The organism is Lactobacillus psittaci DSM 15354 (genome assembly GCF_000425905.1).
GTDB classification, from domain to species: Bacteria; Bacillota; Bacilli; order Lactobacillales; family Lactobacillaceae; genus Lactobacillus; species Lactobacillus psittaci.
The window spans coordinates 89,584-109,746 of sequence record NZ_KE384473.1; the positions used below are offsets into that span (position 1 = coordinate 89,584).

The 20,163-nt window shown below is 35.8% G+C and carries 23 protein-coding genes; 19 read left to right on the top strand and 4 right to left on the bottom strand.

Annotated features, from left to right (window positions below; translation table 11 throughout):
• Positions 1-5: 5 nt before the first annotated feature.
• The 17 genes from prfA to H628_RS0104860 all read left to right on the top strand — a co-directional run bounded on the left by prfA (position 6) and on the right by H628_RS0104860 (position 13,335).
• A complete protein-coding gene (gene prfA / locus H628_RS0104780; RefSeq protein WP_027825413.1) occupies positions 6-1,094 on the top strand; it encodes a peptide chain release factor 1 in 1,089 nt (362 codons plus the stop codon).
• Positions 1,087-1,929 (top strand): peptide chain release factor N(5)-glutamine methyltransferase, encoded by an 843-nt coding sequence (gene prmC, locus H628_RS0104785; protein ID WP_027825414.1) that lies wholly within the window; start codon positions 1,087-1,089, stop codon positions 1,927-1,929. The genes prfA and prmC overlap by 8 nt, the downstream gene beginning before the upstream one ends.
• Entirely contained in the window at positions 1,929-2,930 is a 1,002-nt protein-coding gene (locus H628_RS0104790; RefSeq protein ID WP_027825415.1) for an L-threonylcarbamoyladenylate synthase, read from the top strand. The genes prmC and H628_RS0104790 overlap by 1 nt, the downstream gene beginning before the upstream one ends.
• A 76-nt stretch (positions 2,931-3,006) precedes the next feature.
• Positions 3,007-3,636: a uracil phosphoribosyltransferase gene (gene upp, locus H628_RS0104795; RefSeq protein ID WP_027825416.1), complete on the top strand. Its 630-nt coding sequence runs from the start codon at positions 3,007-3,009 to the stop codon at positions 3,634-3,636.
• A 131-nt stretch (positions 3,637-3,767) separates the two neighbouring features.
• Complete coding sequence (gene atpB, locus H628_RS0104800; protein ID WP_027825417.1) at positions 3,768-4,484, top strand: F0F1 ATP synthase subunit A; 717 nt, start codon at positions 3,768-3,770, stop codon at positions 4,482-4,484.
• Positions 4,485-4,501: 17 nt separating this feature from the next.
• Positions 4,502-4,720, top strand: coding sequence for a F0F1 ATP synthase subunit C (gene atpE, locus H628_RS0104805; protein WP_027825418.1), 219 nt, complete (start codon positions 4,502-4,504; stop codon positions 4,718-4,720).
• Between the two features lie 45 nt (positions 4,721-4,765).
• Positions 4,766-5,269, top strand: coding sequence for a F0F1 ATP synthase subunit B (gene atpF, locus H628_RS0104810; RefSeq protein WP_027825419.1), 504 nt, complete (start codon positions 4,766-4,768; stop codon positions 5,267-5,269).
• A complete protein-coding gene (gene atpH, locus H628_RS0104815; protein ID WP_027825420.1) occupies positions 5,269-5,817 on the top strand; it encodes an ATP synthase F1 subunit delta in 549 nt (182 codons plus the stop codon). The genes atpF and atpH overlap by 1 nt, the downstream gene beginning before the upstream one ends.
• 14 nt (positions 5,818-5,831) lie before the next feature.
• The gene (gene atpA, locus H628_RS0104820) at positions 5,832-7,346 is read left to right on the top strand and encodes a F0F1 ATP synthase subunit alpha (protein ID WP_027825421.1); all 1,515 of its coding nucleotides are present in this window, start codon (positions 5,832-5,834) and stop codon (positions 7,344-7,346) included.
• 10 nt (positions 7,347-7,356) lie between these two features.
• A complete protein-coding gene (locus tag H628_RS0104825) occupies positions 7,357-8,319 on the top strand; it encodes a F0F1 ATP synthase subunit gamma (RefSeq protein WP_027825422.1) in 963 nt (320 codons plus the stop codon).
• A 20-nt stretch (positions 8,320-8,339) separates the two neighbouring features.
• Positions 8,340-9,782, top strand: a complete 1,443-nt coding sequence (gene atpD, locus H628_RS0104830) for a F0F1 ATP synthase subunit beta (protein ID WP_027825423.1) — start codon at positions 8,340-8,342, stop codon at positions 9,780-9,782.
• 11 nt (positions 9,783-9,793) lie between these two features.
• Positions 9,794-10,234, top strand: a complete 441-nt coding sequence (locus H628_RS0104835) for a F0F1 ATP synthase subunit epsilon (protein WP_027825424.1) — start codon at positions 9,794-9,796, stop codon at positions 10,232-10,234.
• 47 nt (positions 10,235-10,281) lie between these two features.
• A complete protein-coding gene (locus tag H628_RS0104840; protein WP_027825425.1) occupies positions 10,282-10,512 on the top strand; it encodes a DUF1146 family protein in 231 nt (76 codons plus the stop codon).
• Between the two features lie 87 nt (positions 10,513-10,599).
• Positions 10,600-11,589, top strand: coding sequence for a rod shape-determining protein (gene mreB / locus H628_RS0104845; protein WP_027825426.1), 990 nt, complete (start codon positions 10,600-10,602; stop codon positions 11,587-11,589).
• 9 nt (positions 11,590-11,598) lie between these two features.
• Positions 11,599-11,886, top strand: coding sequence for a membrane protein insertion efficiency factor YidD (gene yidD, locus H628_RS0104850; protein WP_027825427.1), 288 nt, complete (start codon positions 11,599-11,601; stop codon positions 11,884-11,886).
• 9 nt (positions 11,887-11,895) lie between these two features.
• Positions 11,896-12,123 carry a DUF2969 domain-containing protein gene (locus H628_RS0104855; RefSeq protein ID WP_027825428.1) on the top strand — a complete coding sequence of 76 codons (228 nt, stop codon included), beginning with the start codon at positions 11,896-11,898 and terminating at the stop codon, positions 12,121-12,123.
• 21 nt (positions 12,124-12,144) lie between these two features.
• The gene (locus H628_RS0104860) at positions 12,145-13,335 is read left to right on the top strand and encodes an FtsW/RodA/SpoVE family cell cycle protein (RefSeq protein WP_027825429.1); all 1,191 of its coding nucleotides are present in this window, start codon (positions 12,145-12,147) and stop codon (positions 13,333-13,335) included.
• Positions 13,336-13,397: 62 nt separating this feature from the next.
• Here H628_RS0104860 and H628_RS0104865 read toward each other — a convergent pair whose 3' ends face one another.
• From H628_RS0104865 to rpsD, 4 genes are all read right to left on the bottom strand, one after another.
• A complete protein-coding gene (locus H628_RS0104865) occupies positions 13,398-13,838 on the bottom strand; it encodes a universal stress protein (protein ID WP_027825430.1) in 441 nt (146 codons plus the stop codon).
• Positions 13,839-14,476: 638 nt separating this feature from the next.
• Positions 14,477-15,760: a replication-associated recombination protein A gene (locus H628_RS0104875; RefSeq protein WP_027825432.1), complete on the bottom strand. Its 1,284-nt coding sequence runs from the start codon at positions 15,758-15,760 to the stop codon at positions 14,477-14,479.
• Positions 15,757-16,218, bottom strand: coding sequence for a YueI family protein (locus tag H628_RS0104880; RefSeq protein ID WP_027825433.1), 462 nt, complete (start codon positions 16,216-16,218; stop codon positions 15,757-15,759). The genes H628_RS0104875 and H628_RS0104880 overlap by 4 nt, the downstream gene beginning before the upstream one ends.
• 79 nt (positions 16,219-16,297) lie before the next feature.
• Positions 16,298-16,909 carry a 30S ribosomal protein S4 gene (rpsD, locus tag H628_RS0104885; protein ID WP_027825434.1) on the bottom strand — a complete coding sequence of 204 codons (612 nt, stop codon included), beginning with the start codon at positions 16,907-16,909 and terminating at the stop codon, positions 16,298-16,300.
• Between the two features lie 295 nt (positions 16,910-17,204).
• Between rpsD and ezrA the strand changes: the two genes are divergently transcribed.
• Complete coding sequence (gene ezrA, locus H628_RS0104890) at positions 17,205-18,920, top strand: septation ring formation regulator EzrA (protein ID WP_027825435.1); 1,716 nt, start codon at positions 17,205-17,207, stop codon at positions 18,918-18,920.
• 87 nt (positions 18,921-19,007) lie between these two features.
• Positions 19,008-20,162, top strand: a complete 1,155-nt coding sequence (locus H628_RS0104895; RefSeq protein ID WP_027825436.1) for a cysteine desulfurase family protein — start codon at positions 19,008-19,010, stop codon at positions 20,160-20,162.
• Position 20,163 lies beyond the last annotated feature (1 nt).

The window sequence follows — 20,163 nt, forward strand, 5'->3', positions numbered from 1 at the left end:
ATTAAATGGATAAAGTAATGGCCCAACTTGAAGGGTTAGTAGCTCGTTATGAAGAAATTCAAGAATTAATGGCTGACCCTGAAGTTATTAACGATACTAAGCGTTATATGGAAATTTCAAAAGAAGAAGCGGATATGCGTGAAGTTGTCCAAAAGTATCGTAAGTATCAAGAAGACCAAAAGACTATTTCTGATAATAAGGAGATTATTGAAAGTGAATCTGATGCAGATTTAGTTGAAATGGCTAAGGAAGAAAATAGCGACTTAGAAAAAGAAGTTGTTGACCTTGAAGAAGAAATCAAGATTTTAATGCTTCCAAAAGACCCTAATGATGATAAAGATATCATTATGGAAATCCGTGGAGCTGCTGGTGGGGATGAAGCTTCTTTATTTGCTGGCGACTTACTTAGAATGTATGAAAAATACGCTGAAACTCAAGGCTGGAAGATTTCTGTTATTGATGAAGAAACCACAGAAGTTGGTGGCTATAAGCACGTTGCTATCATGATTACTGGGGACAAGGTTTACTCAAAATTAAAATATGAAAACGGAGCTCACCGTGTTCAAAGAATCCCAGTAACTGAATCTCAAGGCCGTGTTCATACTTCAACCGCTACAGTTGCCGTTATGCCTGAATATGAACAAGTAGATATTGACTTAGATCCAAAAGATATCAGAGTTGATGTTTACCGTTCAAGTGGTGCCGGTGGTCAGCACATTAACAAAACTTCTAGTGCCGTTCGTATGACCCACCTTCCAACAGGTATCGTGGTTGCGATGCAAGACCAAAGAAGTCAGCAACAAAACCGTGCTAAGGCCATGGAAATTTTGAAGTCTCGTGTCTATGACTACTATGAAAGTCAAAACCAAGCAAGTTACGACGAAAAGCGTAAAAATGCTGTTGGTACTGGGGATCGTTCAGAAAGAATTAGAACCTACAACTATCCTCAAAACCGGGTAACTGATCACAGAATTGGTTTGACCTTAAACAAGTTAGACCGAATTATGAATGGTGAACTTGATGAAATTATTTCAGCATTAATTGTTCACTACCAAACTAAGCAATTAGAGGAGTTGGCAGAAGATAATGCCTAAAACATTAAAACAATTAGTTCAACTCGGACAAGAAAAGGCCCCTGAGGCAAGTATTGATGATATTACTTATCTTGTCAGCGAAAGAGCTAATTTAACTCCAAGTGAATTTAAATTAAAGCAAGATTCAGAAGTAAGTAATGAATTAGAAAAGCAACTTCAAAAAGACTTTAAAAAATTAGCTAGAAATGTTTCACCCCAATATATTCTCGGCTATGCCTGGTTTTTAGGCTATAAGCTTATGGTGCAAAGAGGAGTGCTTATTCCACGTTTTGAAACTGAAGAGCTAGTTGAATGGGCCTTGGAGCATTTGCATGATGGGATGAAGATCTTAGATCTTGGCACTGGCTCAGGGGCAATTATAGTTGCATTAGCTAAAGAAGCTGCCAAAAAAGGTATCAAAGATTTAACTTTATATGCTAGTGATATTTCTGATTCTGCTTTAAGAATCTGTGAAGAAAATTTCTTGAAATTTGACCTTGATATAACTGTTCGTAAGGCGAATGTTTTAATTGGTTTAGAAGAATTCGATTTAATCATTTCAAATCCGCCATACATTAAGCCTGAAGAAAAGAATCTAATGGATAGTAATGTTTTACAAAATGAACCAGAAGAAGCGCTTTTTGGTGGAGAAGATGGCCTAGAGTTTTATCGCAGATTCGCTAAGCAAATTCGTAAGCATTTAACTAGTCGGGGCGAGTTTTTCTTAGAATTTGGCTTTAGTGAAAAAGCTGAATTAGCTAAGCTGTTTGCAACAGAATTACCGGACTTTGATATCGAATTTAAAGATGATTTAGCCGGTAAGCCGAGAATGGTATATGGAAAGTGGCAAAAATAATGGAAACACAAATTTTGAAGAAGGATCAAATTAATCAAGCGGTTGAATTTCTAAGAAATGGTGATTTAGTTGCATTTCCAACTGAAACTGTTTATGGCCTTGGTGCAATTGCAACTAAAGAAGAAAGTGTTAAAAATGTTTATAAGGCTAAAGGCCGTCCTAGCGATAATCCTTTAATCGTTACTGTTAGTGATGAAAACATGATGAAACGCTATGCTAAATTTGTCCCAGAACGTGCTGAAAAGTTAATTAAACACTTTTGGCCAGGTCCTTTAACACTTCTTTTATTAGTTAAAGAAGGTAGCTTACCAGATGCTGTTACTGGTGGGTTAAAGACTGCTGCATTTAGATGCCCAAATGATGAATTAACTCATGAATTAATTTCAAAACTTGGTTATCCAATTGTCGGCCCTTCAGCTAACACTTCGACTAAACCATCTCCAACAACTGCAGAGCATGTTTACCATGACTTAAAAGGCAAAATTAGTGCAATTATTGATGGTGGCGCTACTGAAGTGGGTCTTGAATCAACAATTATTGATTTATCAGTTGAAACTCCAATTGTTTTGCGTCCTGGTCAAATTACACCTGAAGAGTTAAGTGAAGTTTTAGGAGAAAAAGTATTAATTAATACTGGAAAAGTTTCTGATAAGGCCATTCCTAAGGCTCCAGGAATGAAGTATCGTCATTATGCACCTAGTGCTCCAGTTTGGGTGGTAGATGATGTAAATGATTTTGAAAAAATTGACTTTAAGTCAGATACTGCTGTTGCTGCTCTTGATAGTGTTTTAGCTAAGCTAAATTTACCTGTAGAGAATAAATTTAGCTTAGGCAAAGACTTAAAAGATGCTGATCACAACTTATTTAGCGCTCTTAGATTCTTTGACGATGAAGATGAGATTAAGACTATTTACGTCCAAGGCTTCGATGAGGGCGAAAAGAGTTTGGCATACATGAACCGATTAAACAAGGCTGCAGCAGGTCACCATTTTAAAAAATAAATTTAAGCGAAAGGTTTAAACCTTTCGCTTTTTTTACTAAAATAAGTATGATATTGGTATTTTTAAGGAGGCTAATATGGGAAAATTTACTGTATTGAATCACCCATTGATTCAGCACAAGTTGACAATCATTCGAAAAAAGACTACTGGTACCAACGAATTTAGACAAATCGTTGGTGAAATTGGTGGTTTGATGGTTTATGAAATGACTCGCGATTTGCCACTAAAAAATGTGGAAATTGAGACTCCTATCGGCAAAACTACTCAAAAAGAATTAGCTGGTAAGAAATTAGTCATTGTTCCAATTTTAAGAGCCGGACTAGGAATGGTTGATGGCGTTTTACAAATGATTCCATCTGCTAAAGTTGGCCATATTGGAATGTATCGTGATGAAGAGACTTTAAAGCCTCATGAATACTTCTTCAAGATGCCACCTGATATTGAAGAACGTGACGTAATTATTGTAGATCCAATGCTTGCTACAGGTGGTAGTTCAAACATGGCAATTGAAGCATTGAAAAAGCGTGGCGCTAAAAACATTCGCTTAGCTGTTTTGGTTGCTGCTCCAGAAGGTGTTAAGGCAGTTCAAGAAGCAAATCCGGATGTAGATATCTATGCTGCAGCTGAAGATGAAAAACTTATGGATAATGGCTACATCTTCCCTGGATTAGGGGATGCCGGTGACCGACTTTTTGGTACCAAATAAGGCACTTTTGTAGTTATAATATAAAAAAGTTTTAAGTAAATCCGCTTTCATTTTTTACAAAAACCTAAAATTGGTGGTATCATGAAAAGCGTGTTTGAGGTATTCAGCACAGGAAAGGAGGTCACGAAGTAATGGAGAAACCCGAAGTCTTCGAATTCTTAGGTCTAAGATTTAACACCAGTAATATTCTTGGTGGGACCTTAGTTGCAGTCATCGTATTATTAATGTGTATCTGGTTAGCTCGCAAAGTTGAATTGCGACCTAATAAGAAACAAAATGTATTAGAATACATGATTGATTTTACCAATGATATTGTTAAGAGTAATGTTGAAGATGAAGCTGCTCAAAAGCATTTATCTCTATATGCATTTGTTCTTTTCTTGTTCATTTGGTGGTTAAACCAATTAGGTTTGTTCCTTGAGGTTAAGGATTTCAATGGGTTAATGCTATTAAAGTCACCAACTGCTGATCCTGCAATTACGATGACAATGGCAATGATGACATTGCTACTTTCATATAATTTTGGGGTTCAGAAGTTTGGAAGTTTGGGTTACTTTAAGAACTATGGCCGACCAATGTTATTATTCATTCCAATTAATATTTTGGAAGAGTTCACTAATTTCTTAACATTGTCACTTCGTTTGTACGGTAATATCTATGCTGGTGAAGTTTTGTTAACTTTAATTGGTGATAAGTTTGCCCATAGTTTTGGTATTCCAACTATTATCTTATCAGCACCTTTGACCCTTATCTGGCAAGGTTTCTCAGTCTTCATTGGCTCTATCCAAGCATATGTATTCGTAACCCTTTCAATGGTTTACATTGGTAAGAAGGTTACACAGGAATAATTTTCGGAGGTTATTTTATGAAGTTTTTAGCTGTTGCTATCGCCGCAGGTTTAGCAGCTTTGGCTGCATCTTACGGTAACGGTAAAGTTATTAGTACTACCATTAAGAGTATGGCTCGCCAACCTGAAAGCGCAGGCGAATTACGTTCAACTATGTTTATTGGTGTTGGTTTGATCGAAGCCGTTCCTATTTTGGCGATTGTTATTGCCTTCTTGATCTTCTTTATGGGTAAATAGGCAACTTTTGAAGATTAGTAGTTTAAATAGAGAGAAGGGCAGTATATGACATTATTTATGGCTGCCGAATCAAGCCTTTATTTAGGCGATACGCTCTATTACCTTGTATTGTTTGCAATTTTACTTTTATTAGTAAAGCATTATGCCTGGGGCCCAGTCACAGACATGATGGAAAAACGTCGTCAACAAGTTATCGAAGATATTGATAAAGCTGCTGATGATCGTAAAAAAGCAGAAGTACTTGCAAATGAGCGTGAAGCCCAATTAAAGAGCTCACGGCAAGAAGCAACAAAGATTCTCTCTACTGCAAAAACAAATGCCGAAGCTGCAGGCAAGGATATTTTGAATCAAGCAAATCTTGATGCTCAAGGTATTCGTCAGAAAGCAAAAGAAGATGCTGCACAAGCAAAAACTGATGCTTTAAATGAAGCTCAAGCTCAAGTAGCAGACTTGTCAGTGTTAATTGCTGAAAAAGTAATTGCTAAGAACTTGAATGCTGCAGATCAAAAAGATTTAGTCGACCAATTTATTAAGGGGTTGGATAAATAATGGCATTAAGTAGAGAAGAAATTGGTGCACGCTATGGAGCAGCGTTATATGGCTTCGGGCAAGACACCAATACTTTAGAGCAAATCCATGATGAAATGGATGTTTTAAAGACTGCCTTAGCTGATAATCCACGTTTAGTCGACGTATTTACAGATCCTGTATATTCTGCAACTGAGAAGAGTGAGTTATTAGCTAAGATTAGTGCAGATTTTTGTGCACAAGTACAAGAATTTTTAAAATTATTGCTCGAATATAACCGTTTTAATGTGCTACCTGAAATTGTAGAGCAATTTAACGTTTATTATAATCGTTCAAAAAATATTGCCTACGGAATTGCCACAAGTGCTGTTGCACTTGATGACGAACAACTAAATAGACTTAGTGAAGCTTATGCTTCAAAACATGGCTTGAAAAAACTTTATTTAACTAATGAAGTTGATTCAAGTTTAATTGGTGGCGTAATTTTACAAGTTGAAGATTATGTTATTGATGGCAGTGTAAAGACTAAGTTGAAAAAAATTCGTGCACAATTAATTGATAATATTTAAAAGAGGTGAAACCATTGAGCATCAAAGCGGAAGAAATTAGCTCATTGATCAAGCAACAACTTGAACACTTCGATGACAAGCTCAATATCGACGAAGTTGGTGTTATTACCTATGTCGGTGACGGTATCGCCCGTGCTCACGGCTTAAACAACGTTTTAGCTAATGAGTTATTGGAATTCGATAATGGTTCTTATGGTATTGCTCAAAACCTTGAAACTAATGATGTTGGTATCATCATTTTGGGAAGATTTGACAACATTAGAGAAGGTGACCGAGTAAAGAGAACTGGTCGAATTATGGAAGTTCCAGTTGGGGATGCTTTAATCGGCCGTGTTGTTAACCCATTGGGGCAACCAGTTGATGGCTTAGGAGAAATTAAGACTGATAAAACTCGTCCAATTGAATCTAAAGCTCCTGGCGTTATGGATCGTCAATCTGTTAGTCAACCACTTCAAACCGGTATTAAAGCCATTGACGCCTTGGTTCCAATTGGTAGAGGTCAGCGTGAGCTGATCATTGGTGACCGTAAGACTGGTAAGACTAGTTTAGCGATTGACACCATTTTGAACCAAAAGGGTCAAGACGTTATCTGTATTTATGTTGCGATTGGTCAAAAAGAATCAACTATTAGAAGTCAAGTTGAAACTTTGAAGCGTTTTGGCGCGATGGATTATACTATCGTCGTTGAAGCCGGCCCAAGTGCTCCAGCACCATTGCTTTATATAGCACCATATGCTGGTACCGCTATGGGTGAAGAATTTATGTACAATGGTAAGGATGTTTTGATTGTCTTTGACGATCTATCCAAGCAAGCGGTAGCTTATCGTGAACTTTCCTTACTTCTCCGTCGTCCGCCTGGTCGTGAAGCATATCCTGGTGACGTCTTCTACTTACACTCACGTTTACTTGAAAGAAGTGCTAAGTTAAGTGATAAACTTGGTGGCGGTTCATTAACTGCGTTACCATTTATCCAAACTCAAGCTGGAGATATTTCTGCATATATTCCAACTAACGTAATATCAATTACTGACGGACAGATTTTCTTGCAAAGTGATTTATTCTTTGCTGGTACACGTCCAGCGATTGATGCCGGTGCTTCTGTTTCTCGTGTTGGTGGTAGCGCCCAGATTAAGGCTATGAAGAAGGTTGCTGGTACTTTACGTGTTGACTTAGCATCATTTAGAGAACTTGAAAGTTTTGCTCAATTTGGTAGTGATCTTGATCAAGCTACTCAAGCTAAGCTTAACCGTGGTCGCCGCATTGTTGAAGTTTTGAAGCAACCACTTCATGAACCACTTCCTGTTGAAAAGCAAGTTCTGATTCTTTATGCTTTAACTCACGGCTTTCTTGATTCAATTCCAGTGGAAGATGTATCAAGATATGAACATGAACTTGATGAAAACTTTGAATCAAGTCATGCAGACTTACTAAAGACGATTCGTGAAACTGGTGAATTGCCTGATGAAGATCAAATGAATAAAGCTATCAAAGACTTTAACGAAGGCTTTACACCAACAAGTAAGAACTAGGAGGTAATTTATGCCTGCTTCTTTACTTGAATTAAAGAAAAAAATTGCTTCAGTTAAGCAAACTGGTAAGATTACTCAAGCTATGAGAATGGTATCAGCTGCTAAATTGAATCAAACTGAAAGAAAAGATAAAGGCTATACGTTATATAACGATAGTCTGAAAAAGACCGTCTCACGTTTGATGAGTGCACAAATCGTTGAACACTTAAAGAGCGAAAATGTCCCAGTTAATTCCAAGAATGTTGCTAAGTTAGATTATAGTAATGTTTTTGGTTTGGGAATTGTTTCTGATTTAATTCAACCTCGAAAAGAGATTAAAACCACTGGTTATTTAGTTATCACTGGTGACCGTGGATTGGTTGGTTCTTATAATTCTTCTGTCATCAAAAATATGATGGAATTATTTAAGGATTCTGAAGCTGAAAACAAGCAAGTAAAAGTTCTGTCAATCGGTAGCGTTGGAGCTAGATTCTTCAAAAAGAATAATCTTAATGTTGTTTATGAAAATAGTGGCATTTCTGACGTACCTTCTTTTAATGAAGTTTTACCTGTGGTATCAACTGCTATTAAGATGTATCTTAATGGTGTTTATGATGAATTATACGTTTGCTATACGCACCACGTAAATTCGTTATCTTCAGCTTTTCGAGTTGAAAAAATGCTACCAATTTCTGATTTAGATATTGATAGTCAGGAAGCGGAAAAGCAAAATGAAATAGAATACGATATCGATCCAGATATTGATACCGCATTAAAATCATTATTACCACAATTTGCTCGTTCAACTATTTATGGAGCTATTTTGGATGCCAAAACAGCAGAACATGCAAGTTCAATGACTGCAATGCAAGCTGCTTCTGATAATGCAAACGATTTAGTTTCTACTTTAACCACTCAAATGAACCGTGCAAGACAAGCACAAATTACCACTGAATTGAATGAAATTATCGGTGGTGCAAATGCTCTAGATTAAATGTAAAGGAGGTAGATATTGTGAGTGAAGGTGAAATCGTCCAAGTCGTTGGACCGGTTGTTGATGTTCAATTCCCAATCGATAAGAACTTACCTGATATTAACAACGCTTTGAACGTTATCAAATCTGATGATGAAACTATTACCCTTGAAGTTACACTTGAACTTGGTGATGGTGTCTTAAGAACTATCTCAATGGAATCTACCGACGGTTTAAGAAGAGGGATGAAGGTTGTTGACACTGGTGCACCAATCTCAGTCCCTGTTGGTGAAGATACATTAGGACGTGTGTTCAATGTTCTTGGTGAACCAATTGATAATGGTCCAAAGTTCCCAGCAGATCATCGTCGCGATAGCATTCACAAGGAAGCACCAAAATATTCAGACTTAACAACTAGTCGTGAAATTTTGGAAACTGGTATTAAAGTTATTGACCTCCTTGAACCTTATGTTCGTGGTGGTAAGGTTGGTCTATTTGGTGGTGCCGGTGTTGGTAAAACAACTATTATCCAAGAATTAATTCACAATATTGCCCAAGAACACGGTGGTATTTCTGTTTTCACTGGTGTTGGTGAAAGAACGCGTGAAGGTAATGACCTTTACTTTGAAATGAAGGCATCCGGCGTTTTAGACAAAACTGCCATGGTCTTCGGTCAAATGAATGAGCCACCTGGTGCCAGAATGAGAGTTGCTTTAACCGGATTAACAATTGCTGAATACTTTAGAGATGTTGAAGGCCAAGATGTGCTTTTATTCATCGATAACATTTTCCGGTTCACTCAAGCTGGTTCAGAAGTTTCTGCCTTACTTGGTCGTATGCCAAGTGCTGTTGGTTATCAACCAACTTTGGCAACAGAAATGGGGCAGTTACAAGAAAGAATTACTTCTACTAAGAAGGGCTCTGTAACTTCTATTCAAGCGGTATATGTTCCTGCCGATGACTATACTGACCCAGCTCCAGCAACTACTTTTGCCCACCTTGATGCTACTACTAACCTTGAACGTAGTTTGGTAGAACAAGGTATTTATCCAGCGGTTGACCCACTTGAATCAACTTCAAGTGCGTTAGACCCAGAAGTTGTTGGTGAAGAACACTACCAAGTTGCAACTCAAGTACAACATGTTTTACAACGTTACCATGAATTGCAAGATATTATTTCTGTCTTGGGGATGGATGAATTATCAGATGAAGAAAAATTAATTGTGGCCAGAGCTCGTAAGATTCAATTCTTCTTGTCACAAAACTTCTTCGTTGCTGAAACGTTTACTGGTGTTCCAGGTTCATATGTACCAGTTAAGGAAACAATTAAAGGCTTTAAGATGATTCTTGAAGGACATTTAGATGATTTACCTGAAGATGCCTTTAGAGGTGTTGGACCAATTGAAGATGTTCTTAAGAAGGCTGAAAAATTAGGTGTTACACCATCTGATCCAGAAGCTAAAGCCTTATTAGCAGAAAAGTAGGGTGATGTCTAATGGCAGAATCTGAAAAACTTATGACTGTAAATATTGTTACTCCTGATGGGTTAATTTATTCTCATAAATCTAGTATCGTCGTTATGCGCGCGGTAGATGGGGAAAGAGCTGTTATGTATAATCACACGCCTTTCTTAACACCGCTTGCCATAGGTGATGTTAGAGTTAAGAGAAGTAAAGAAAATAATCAACATGTTGATCACATTGCGGTAAACGGTGGTTATATCGACTTTGCTAATAATGTGGCAACAATTATTGCTGATAGCGCTGAAAGAGCTAGAAATATTGACCTTTCTAGAGCTGAGGCTGCTAAAGAGCGTGCTGAAAAGCACCTCGAAGAGGCAAAAGCAAGTCACAATCAGAGCTCATATGAAAGAGCTTCTGTTGCACTCAGAAGAGCCGTTAATAGAATTAACGTTCATCGAGATGCAGAAAAATAAATTAAGCAAACGCTTCGGCGTTTGCTTTTTTGATAAGGAGAAATAAAATGCAACAAGTTGGAGTACATGCTTTGTTAGCACTAGTTATTTATTTTTTAATGATAGCTCTTGCATTTAGAGCTGTTAGAGCACTTGATATAAGTAAATTCCTAAAAATAAAGGGAATCTTTGAAGCGCAAATTTTATATAATTTCATTTCAATTGCTTTAGGATATCTGGTTGCACAATTTATTATTTCTTTTATGGATTATTCTACAACCTTAACCAATCTCTTTTAATATTTACTTAAAGCTAAGAGGGTTGGTAAAGCAAGAGCTTGCTAAATATGGTATAATTTTTCTGATATTAATTTGGAGGAAATACTATTGGCAAAAGATATCGGAATCGATTTAGGAACTGCAAATGTTTTAATTAATGTTTCTGGCAAAGGAATCGTCTTAAATGAACCTTCAGTGGTTGCAGTTAATACTAAAGATAATCAAGTCGTAGCTGTCGGAACTGAAGCTTATGAAATGGTTGGTAGAACTCCAGGCAACATTCGAGTTATTCGCCCCTTAAAAAATGGTGTAATTGCGGACTTTGATATTACCGAAGCAATGTTGAGCTATTTCATTGAAAAATTAAATGTTAAAGGTTTCATGGCTAAACCTAACATTTTAATTTGTGCTCCAACTGGAGTTACTTCAATTGAGCAAAAGGCCATTATTCAAGCTGCTGAAAAATCTGGTGGTGGCAAAGTATATCTTGACTTTGAACCTAAGGTAGCGGCTGTAGGTGCTGGGTTAGATATTTTCAAACCTCAGGGTAATATGGTTATTGATATCGGTGGTGGTACTACTGATATTGCTGTTTTATCAATGGGTGAAATTGTAACTGCACGTTCACTTCGTTGGGCTGGCGATAAGATGAACCAAGCGATTGTTGCTTATATCAAGAATAATCGCAATCTATTGATTGGTGCAAGGACAGCTGAACAAATTAAGATTGAAATTGGATCTGCTTTTGAACCAGATCCAGAAAAAACAATTACTGTTCGTGGTCGTGATATGGTAGATGGCTTACCTAAGCAAACTACTGTAACAGCACCTGAAATTCAAGAAGCTTTGCATGATGGGTTAATGCAAATTGTTGCTGCAACTAAGCAAGTGTTGGAACAAACTCCACCTGAATTATCTGCTGATATCATTGATCGTGGCATTATGTTAACTGGTGGTGGTGCATTATTGCAAGGACTTGATAAGTTGATTTCATATTACTTACAAGTTCCAGTTCTAACTGCAGATTCTCCACTTGAAGCTGTAGCTCTTGGAACAGGTGCCTTACTTAAAAATATTGAAAAGCACCAAGGACATTAAGGAGCAAAATTGAAACAGATTATAATTTATTTGGTTAAAGGGTATCAAAAGTTTATTTCGCCCTTGTTCCCACCGACTTGTCGCTATTATCCAACTTGTTCAAGTTATATGATTACTAGTTTACAAAAACATGGCTTGATTAAAGGAGGAATTATGGGGATTGCGAGGATTTTACGCTGTAATCCTTTTGTACATGGCGGTGTTGATCCAGTTCCAGATAAATTTACTGTTAAGCGCAACCCTCATCCTGAACGTTATATGGATGAAATAATCGTCAAGAAATTCCATTCTAAGTAGGAGTTATTTATGTCTAAAAAACTAGAAAATATTGCTATTGAAGTAAATGAATTAAAGGGTCAAGCTAATCCTAGTTGGGAAATCATTATACCTAACAAAAAATCAATCGGTTTAATTGAAAAGATTGATGGGCGCTACCGCGCTACTACAACGAAGACAAATAATGTCTTATTTTCAAAGACTTTAGAAAGTAGTATCAATGATTTGCTTTCTTACTTTGCATTACATGAAAAATAAATTTTGGAACGTGATTAATTAATGGCACAAATACAAAATAATCGAGATATATATGATCGTATTGCCTGGGGAATTATCGGTGCAATTGGCTTGCTAGCAATTATTAGTTTCTATGGTATTTGGATTGCAGCATCACATGATTCTACGCTAGGTTCACCACTTAAGGCAGTATTAGGTCAAGGAGTATGGTATCTTTTATCAGTTGGATTAGTTATTTTAATTATTCAATTTGATGCTGAGCAGCTCTTTAAAATTGCTCCATATGCATACGCTTTAGGAATTATCTTATTGATTCTAGTTTTAATTTTTTATGACCGAACTAGTTTTGCTAATAATGGTGCCAAGAGTTGGTTTAAATTAGGTAGTTTAACTTTTCAGCCATCAGAAGTGATGAAGCCAGCATTTATTTTAATGATTGCAAGGGTAGTAGAAGACCACAATAAATATTTTGTTCATACTATTAAGAATGATTGGCTCTTATTAGGTAAAATCTTTGCTTGGTTAGCACCAATTGCAGTTTTATTAAAGCTGCAAAATGACTTTGGTACGATGTTGGTATTCTTTGCCATTGTTGGTGGAGTAATCTTAGTATCAGGTATTAGCTGGAAGATAATTTTGCCAATGTTTATTTTCGTCGCAATAGTTGCGACAACTACGATTCTTCTAGTTACAACAGATTGGGGCATGAAGTTATTAAGTCACTTCTTCAAAGCTTATCAGTTCGAGCGAATTAATTCATGGCTTGATCCTTCAGGTGATACTTCTTCAGGTGCATACCAGCTATGGCAAAGTATGAAGGCAATTGGGTCAGGTCAAATATTAGGAATTGGCTTTGGAAAGTCTAGTGTTTATGTTCCAGTTAGAAGTTCGGATATGGTCTTTTCAGTAATTGGCGAAAGTTTTGGTTTTGTTGGTGGAGTAGTCTTAATCATGATTTATCTCTATCTCATTATCCAAATGTGTAAAATTAGTTTTGACACTAGAAACGCTTTTTGTACATATATTTCAACTGGAATTATTATGATGATTTTATTCCATGTATTTGAAAATATTGGTATGAGTATCGATTTATTACCATTAACTGGTATTCCTTTACCATTTGTCTCTCAAGGTGGTAGTGCTTTAGTTGGGAATATGATTGGTATTGGATTGATTTTTTCAATGAAATTCCACAATAAAGATTACATGTTTTCAACCGCTGGAGACTTTTAAAAAGATAATAAAAAACAGATTAACTTTTGAAGTTAATCTGTTTTTTTCTATTTTATATTAGATTATTTATTTCTAATGACTAAAACGTCACATTTTGCTGTACGACTGACATATTCAGTAACGCTACCTAATAATATTCTTTCTACAGCATTAAGTCCAGTAGCTCCTAAAATAATTAAATCAATATTCTTTTTCTTTGGAAAATCGTGACTAATAATTGTTTTTGGTGAGCCAAATTCGACAGTATAATTTGCCTTCTTAGCTCCAGCTTTGATAGCTCTTTGATGGTATTCCTTTAATTTGGTTTCAGCTTCTTTTGAAACTTGTTCAACCATTGCAGAATCAAAACTAGAAACATTTTGGAATGATCTGGTATCGATGACATGTAAGATTTCCAAATCAGCATCATTACGTGCTGCAATAGCAACAGCCTTTTGAAAAGCTGCATCAGCTTCTTTTGAACCATCAATAGCAACTTGGATATGACGATATTGTTTTAACATTTGAAACACCTCTCCCTACTTTTATTTTACCAAAAACTTTGAAGAAGATATTACTTTTTTGATTGTAAAAGTAAAGAAAATGAAAACGAAATCATACAAGCAACAGTAAGCGTTACTAAATTATAGATAGTTGGTAAGAAAAGCGAGATGACCATTCCAAATATACTAGTAATTAATAAAAGTATTCCGAAAATCTTAATTTTTTGCGGTAGTGTAGGATCATCTGCCTTCGTATAGAATAAAAAGCGTTCATGATGAGATAAGCTACAGTTTAATCCTATAATTAGTAAAAGTAGTAAGAATACATCCATTAGTAAAGTGATAAGCATAAATTTTTCTCCAAAAAAAACGACCTCCGAAGAGGCCGCTGTTAAAATCAAGATAATTCGAGTTGACTGTCGAACATATAATGACGCTTGTTGAGCCCGCTATTAGCAAGTACTTTAGCCTGTATCGCAGTGAATATGGATTCTGTAACAAAGACAGCATTCCGATTCAGTAGTTATTTACAAGCTACCACGTCGTAGGTTTGATCGGTCAACTTAGTAATTATATCGATCAACTCGAATCACTTATTATATTACCAAGTTTTAAAGAAAAGTCAAGAAATTGAATTCGCTAACATCATTAATTTATGGCTATTGTAGCTGCTTTTTTTGCATAGCTTTTAACTTCAGATATTGCTGCTTATAAGCCTCTTCAATCTTGGAGTTTCCCTTTGGTTCAAAGTAACTTTCATTTTTAAGGTTATCAGGTAGATATTGCTGTGCGACCCAATCAGAAGGAAATGCGTGAGGGTATTTATAGTCTATGCCATGCCCTAACTTTTGTGCACCTTTATAGTGCGCATCCTTTAATGAATCAGGGATTGTTCCAATATTTTTATTTTTGACTGTCATTAAGGCCTGATCAATGGCTGAAATTGCGCTATTACTTTTAGGGGATAAGCAAAGTTCAATCACTGCATTTGCCAAAGGAATTCTTGCTTCAGGTAACCCCACTTGCTGCGCAGTCCAGACAGAACTTACAGCTCTTTGACAAGCTGAAGGGTTGGCTAAACCGATATCTTCATAAGCAATGACAAGTAGTCGACGACAAATCGAGATTAAATCACCACTTTCAATTAGTCTTGCTAAATAATGTAAAGAAGCATCGGTGTCAGATCCTCTGATAGATTTTTGAAAAGCGGAAACTAGGTCATAGTGACTATCTCCATTAGCATCAAAGTTTTGAACTTTAACTTGGATTGAGTCTGCCATTATTTGTTTGTCAATTATAATAGTCTCACTTTTGGTTTCCGCTTTTGTTGATAAAACTGCGAGTTCCAGGGCATTTAAGGTTGCACGTAAATCACCATTTCCTTTTTCAAGCAAAAGCTGCTCGGCCTCAGGAGTTAAGGTGACATGGTATTTTCCTAAGCCATTTTTTTCATCTTTTAAGCTGCGCTTGATTGCGATACTAGCATCTTTACTAGAAAGGGGATGAAGCTCAAAAATTTGACAACGGGATCGAATTGCAGGTGAAATCGAAATGTAAGGATTTTCAGTCGTTGCTCCGATAAGAACAATCTGTCCAGATTCAAGTAGAGGTAAAAGAAAATCTTGCTTTGTTTTATCTAAACGATGGATTTCATCTAAAAGCAAAATAACAGTGCCACTCATTTTGGCTTCTAGAGCAACTTGTTGTAAATCTTTTTTGGTATCAGTAGCAGCATTTAGCATTCTAAACGCATATTTAGTTGATCCCGCAATTGCAGCTGCAATACTTGTTTTTCCGATACCTGGAGGTCCGTATAAAATCATGGATGATAGTAGTTTGGCTTCAACCATTCGGCGAATAATTTTACCTGGGCCAACTAAATGCTGTTGTCCTACAATTTGATCAATATCTTGAGGACGCATACGGTATGCTAATGGTTTCATTTTTTATCTCCAAATAAACGTTGCCAAAAACTTTTCCTTTTAGGAGCTGTAAGTTCAGTTTTGGGAAATTCAGGGGGATAAACTTGTCCAATTTCAATTCGGTTTCGGTTTAAGGCTTCTTTTGCAACTACTAGAACTGCAGTGTCTTCAAGTCCCGTTTTAGCTGAATCATCACTAACTAAAGTGAAAGGGATATTCGTCTTGCTAGCCTTTGCTTCAATTTGATTAACAGCATTATTTTCAGTGATTTTTCCATTAATTAAAATAGTTAAATCTTGATAATCATCAAAATGATCTAAAAAGACTTTAACTAAATCAGGATTTGCAAAATCCTGATTTGATAATCTGACAAAGACTCTCTCTCGTAGGCTACCTAAATATCTTCTACGTTCGTCGGGACGAGTTTGAAGTGGACCATTAGAAGCTTGCTTTAAGCGATCAGATATATCTTCTGTCATAAAATCCTCCTTATTATCAAAGAAAAATAAAAAAGCCTTTCCAAGAAAATGGAAAGACTTTTTTGAAATAAACCAAAAATTAAAGAAGTTTGTTGTAGTATTCAACAACTAAGGCTTCGTTGATTTCTGGTTCCATTTCGTCACGTTCTGGTAAACGAACTAAAGTACCAGTCATCTTGTTTTCATCAAATGAAACAAATGATGGACGACTTACAACTGCTTCTAAAGCGTCCTTAACTTGTTGTAAGTTCTTTGACTTTTCCTTCAAGCTGATTTCTTGACCAACTTTAACTTCGTATGAAGGAATGTCAACACGCTTACCATCAACTAAGATGTGACCGTGATTTACTAATTGTCTAGCTTGTTCACGAGTGTTAGCAAGACCTAAGCGGAAAACGATGTTATCTAAACGACGTTCAAGAAGAACCATGAAGTTAGTACCGTGTTCACCTTCACGAATCTTACCAGCGCGGTTGAACAAGTTTCTAAATTGGCGTTCGTTTAAACCAAACATCCAACGAAGCTTTTGCTTTTCGTGTAATTGCATACCATATTCTGAAAGACGACCACGGTTGTTAGGACCATGTTCACCTGGTGCGTAATTACGACGAGCTAATTCCTTACCAGTACCTGAAAGTGAGATACCTAAACGTCTTGATCTTTTCCAACTTGGACCAGTGTATCTTGACATAAAAATCCTCCATTAATCAAATAAAAATAATATTGATGGAGTAAAATATCTGAAATAGGCTCTGCATTCGTTCATCTGAAGTTGAACTTTCGCTCATTGCAGCACGAGTTACTAATTCACTGAAACGTCTCCAGATGTTGACGAGCTTGCCAACCTATAGCTGCAAATATTTTACACGAAATCTATTCTATTATTTTTGCAGTTTTTTTGCAAGAAAAAGATAATTATTCATAGCTTTTATCCTAACTTTTTATAGAGTCTGTTATAATTAAATGTAGTTTTGGAGGATTTGGATATGACGTCAACAGAATCTTTATTATTCATTATTATTGTTGTCCTCTTAATTGCAATTATTGGCGGCATGCTCTTTATGAAGCATCGATATACCCAATTATTGCTTTTAATTGATGATGATTTAACTGAACTCGAAGATGCAGGAATTGAAGCTGATATCGAGCGCTTAAAAAAGATGGATTTAGCTGGAGAAAGTTTAAAAACTTTTAATTCATGGAAAAAAGTTTTTGATAAAGCAAGTAGTGAGCGAATTCCAAAAATGCACGAAAAAATGGAACAGGCTAGTGAACTTGCAAATAAATATGACTTACTCAAAGCTAGAAAGCTAGTTAAAGAACTAGATCTTGAGCTAGATGATATTAGTTCTGATTTAGGTAAAACTAAGGAAATTTTTAAGCAATTACTTGAATCTAATCGGGCTAATCAAGTTCAATATGATGCTTTAATTAAGACTTACCATAATATGCGAAAAGAAGTCTTAGCAGGCTCATATGACTATGGACGAGCTATTGACAAAATTGAAGATGAATTGAGTAATTTAGAACAAAGTTTTCAATCAGCGAAGAATTTATCTGCACAAGGTGACTATGTTGAAGGAAAACGAGTTTTAGAAATTATTAATACTAAACAAACTAGTCTAAAGGATAAGTTGCCCAAGGCTAAAAATGTTCAAAAAACCTTAAAAGAAGTTTTTCCTGAACAACTTGATGAATTAACAAGTAGTTACAAAAATATGCGAAAAGAAAAATTTGCAATTAAGGAAATTGACTTTTTAGCTGAAATAAAATCAATTCGTGATGAATGTGAAAGTTGCAACGATTTTTTAGCTGACTTAAAAGTTGCGGATGCAGAAACTAAAACAAAAGAAATTGCATCTGAGATTGATAAACTTTATGATTTATTAACTAAGGAATATAAGGCACGTCCATTTATTAAAGATAATCAAGATAAGGTATTACGCCTTTTATCCCATGTTGAAAATAATAGCAATCAGTTGATTTTAAAGCTTGAACATATTGATCAAAGTTATGAATTAAATCATGGTGAGCTTGATGAAGCGAAGAAACTACTTAAAGAAGTTAACCAGATGGAAAATAATTATGATCAAGATGTACAAGATTTAGCAGATGGTAATGGGGTTTATTCAGAAATTAAAGCTAATTGGCTGAAGATGTTAGCGAGAATTAATGAAATTGAAGCTCGTGAAAAAGAAATTGTTGATAATGTTGAAGGCTTATATGAAGCTGAAACTATTGCCAACGACTCACTTTCAAACTTTAAGCAGGATGTAGCATTGGTATATAAGAGATTGCAACGACGCAATTTACCTGGAAAGCCTGACAGTTTTGTTCAAATGTATACATTAGTAGTGAATGAAATTGCACATACTAGTCAAGAATTGAACCAAGTTAGAATTAATATGGAAAAAATTTCTGAAGAAATGATTCAAATTTCTGATGATGTCGAGCGCCTAAAAAAAGAAGCAGATCAAATTATTAATTTTGCTAATTTAGTTGAATTAACCATGCAATATTCAAACAAGTTTGCCAATAATCCTCAAATCCAAAAAGCACGTCGAATGACAATGGACCTTTACCAAAAGTCATATAACTATAAAGATGCGCTTGATACAATTGCTACTGCGGTTGAACGAGTTGAACCTGGTAGTTATCAAAGATTGGAAAATAGTTACTATTCTGATTTAGAACGCAAGTAAGAATAATTGCGCCATATCAACTTTTAAGCTAAAATCAAATAAGTTAAGTTAACGACCGTTAAGGTCGTTTTTTTGAGGAGATAAACATTGATTTATTTTGATAATTCAGCAACTACAAAGATTTATCCTGATGTTTTAGAAACATATAACAAGGTGAGTGAAGAAATTTGGGCTAATCCTTCTAGTTTACATAAATTAGGAGATCGAGCACATCAATTACTAGAAGCTTCTAGAAAGCAAATTGCTGATATCCTTGGTGTCCAAAGCCATGAAATCTTTTTTACCAGTGGAGGTTCTGAGTCTAATAATCTAGCAATTAAAGAAGCTGCTTGGTCCAAAAAAGAATTCGGACGTCATTTGATTACTACTAGTGTTGAGCATGCTAGTGTAAGAAATGCTTTTAAGCATTTAGAGGCAAGAGGATTTAGGGTAACTTATTTGCCAGTCGATGAAGAAGGTAGAATTAATCCTAATGATTTGAAAAAAGCTCTAGATTCAGATACAACTCTGGTTTCAATTATGGGTGTCAATAATGAAATTGGAACAATTCAACCAATTCAAGCTGTATCTAAAATCTTAGAAGCTTATCCGAATATTGTCTTTCATGTGGATAATGTGCAAGCTTTTGGCAAAGATATTTGGCAACAAGTTTTTACTGATAGAGTAGATTTAATGAGTTTATCTGCTCATAAGTATCATGCTCCAAGAGGAGTGGGGATTTTATTTAAGAAGTCTGGTAAGATGCTAGAACCATTAATTGATGGTGGAGGCCAAGAAAAGGGCTTGCGTTCAGGAACTGAAAATTTACCAGCAATTGCTGCAACTGCTAAGGCGATGAGATTAGTTCATGAAAAAGAATCTATCAATTATCAAAAAGAGAGTGCAATTAAGCAAAAAATTATTGATTATTTAAAAGACAAACCTGGAATCACTATTTTCTCACCTATGCAAGCGGATTTTGCTCCACATGTTTTAACTTTTTCTTTGTTGGGAATTCGGGGTGAGACACTTGTGCATACTTTAGAATCAAAAGGAATTTATGTTTCAACTACTAGTGCTTGTGCTTCAAAGACCAGTGATGAAGCAAGTACTTTAGCAAGTATGAAAGTAGATGAAAAGGTTGCTACTAGTGCGATTCGGTTAAGCTTTGATGCAAGCAATAGCCTAGCAGAAGCAGATGAATTTATTGATGTATTTGATAAAATTTACCATCATTTTGCCAAGGTTAATCACTTAAAGTAAG